A 2,137-nucleotide genomic window follows, 5' to 3' on the forward strand; every position below is an offset into this window, starting at 1 on the left:
TGTATGCCAAATCGCTGTATCACAGCAGTTCAGTCTATTCGAATGTGCGTTACTTGAGCGTTATTGAAGATATTGCCCCGACCATTGACTCTGCCAACGGCTCGCCGAGCGGGGCCGATATCCTACCGGGCGGCACCACCAGCGAAACGGCCGTGACCCTCAGCGGCAACGCCGCCAATGGCCAGAACGTCGAAGTCTTTGACGGCGCTGCCTCCAAGGGTCCGACAACTGCAGATCCCACAACCGGCGTCTGGACGCTGCTCGTCAGTGCCTTGGCTGTGGCTGAACATAGCTTTACCGCCAAGGCGTTGTATGGTAATGGGCAGACTTCTGCCGCGCGAACCCTTACGGTGGCCCCCGCGTTCATCATAGACACCTCAACTTTAGTAATATCTGGTCGCAACCTTTCCATCGCGGATTCCGGTCCCAGATGGCTTCGTACCGGAAAGGACCCCGTCGACACCACAGCCGACCGAACCCCGTCAAGTGGCGTCCCCCCTTACAGGTATAGGTCAGGCGACAGTGGCATCGCTTCGGTTGAGGAGACGACAGGGCGCGTGCGGAGTGAGTGGAACGGAACGACCCGTATTTATGTGACCGACAGCCTGGGACGCGACGCCAGCTACGAGGTCATCGTGCGCAATGTACTTAGGCTAATAAAGTACCCGGGCGGAGGCTACACCTCGGCACAGGCGCTTGCGTGGAGACAATCGCTAGGGGGCGCCCTCATCGGGCCCGATGACCTAGCATTATTAGCTAAATACACCAGGGTCGGATCCCCCGATTGGGACGGCGGGAAGGGCATTGACATCGCCCCCCTCCTCAACCGACCAACAGTAGCCCCACACGCTCGCCCAGGGCACTATATTGACTACTTGGACGGGGGCAGCAGCGAGACAGGGGTATGGTGGATAAGAGACGGATTAAACAATCCAACGCCCGACAACTACATCAGCACCACCTTACTCGTATGTTTAGTACCATAATCGCCGAGCCATCACCCCATAAATAGCCAATAGGTTAATACGAAAAAACGTTAATCCACCTCATCCACGTCCGAGGACGCGGGTGAGGTTTGCTCCTAAAGCTGGCGTTCTTTCGATGAACAGAAACTAACAAAAGTGGCTATTGGACGGGGGTAACGCTTTCCCAGGAAAGTGAAGCCCCGTTCAATACGTCCGACATAGGTTTTGTCGGGATGCTTTTGTAGATCAAACTCTTCAAACAGGTCATTGACCACACGCACAGCCTGACGCAGTTTATTGCGTGTCGGTGCCAATACCAGCACGTCATCCATATAGCGTAAATAAAACACGTCTGGCCGCATCAAGGCCACATCCAAACGGGATAAGTAGAAACCGCCCGCAGAGGACTGAGTGAGCACGCCAAGGGAATGCCTCGCGTGTGATCCCAAAATACGCCACCGCGCTCGGCAGTGCGCGTGAGACATTGCGCGACCACGTCGAGAAGGCATGGATCCTGCACCTGCAGTGCCAGATCAGCCATCAGTCGCTGATGCGAAATGGAGGCATAGTAGGAATTGACATCGGTTCTGAACACAAAGCGGTGACTGGGAAGTACCATTCGGGACGCATTTATTTACCAGTCCCAACCTTAAAAACCGCACTCCTGTAAAAAGAGAGCGCGGTTTTTTCGTTTAAGCTCAATTCACAATAATCGTTTAATAGCGTTTAAATCTGTGTCCGTAAAGCCACGCAGACTTGCACCTTTGCCTACAGCTACGCCAAATCCGCCGGCTTGTGCAGCTCTGAAGCGGGCTATATCGTTTCCCTGTCACTGAGAAACAGTGATCGGGTTTGATAGTCCGAGTTAATCGAGGCGCACAGCGCCGGCAATTGCATTCTGTCGATGTTTTTTCGTCGACCGACTTGTTATGGCGCGCTGGGTTTTCCTTGGTGCCCGGTCTACCAACCTGCGTTCAGCCGCCACCCTAATGTTTGGTAGCAATAGGCAGCAGCTCCATTTACCAAGGAGCTTCACCATTGCGCAACTGATCATGCTGAGCGAGCTGGCGGTGAACCGGGCACTGGATAATCTGCAATTGCCTCAATAGCAGGGATCTGTGACAAGGACTGAGCAAGGCGTTGTGGCCGCTGACGCCATCGCGGGCAAGCCC

2 protein-coding genes are annotated in these 2,137 nt (G+C 54.7%); one reads left to right on the forward strand and one right to left on the reverse strand.

The window, feature by feature from the left end:
- Window positions 1–986, forward strand: a 986-nt coding sequence (locus tag DBR24_RS31205) for an Ig-like domain-containing protein (protein ID WP_218278115.1), incomplete at its 5' end; no start/stop codon positions are given.
- Between the two features lie 95 nt (window positions 987–1,081).
- Here the strand turns inward: DBR24_RS31205 and DBR24_RS01315 are convergent.
- Complete coding sequence (locus DBR24_RS01315) at window positions 1,082–1,384, reverse strand: reverse transcriptase domain-containing protein (protein ID WP_158277010.1); 303 nt, start codon at window positions 1,382–1,384, stop codon at window positions 1,082–1,084.
- Window positions 1,385–2,137 lie beyond the last annotated feature (753 nt).

It is taken from the genome of Pseudomonas sp. HMWF006, from assembly GCF_003061205.1.
In the GTDB taxonomy this organism is placed as follows: domain Bacteria; phylum Pseudomonadota; class Gammaproteobacteria; order Pseudomonadales; family Pseudomonadaceae; genus Aquipseudomonas; species Aquipseudomonas monsensis.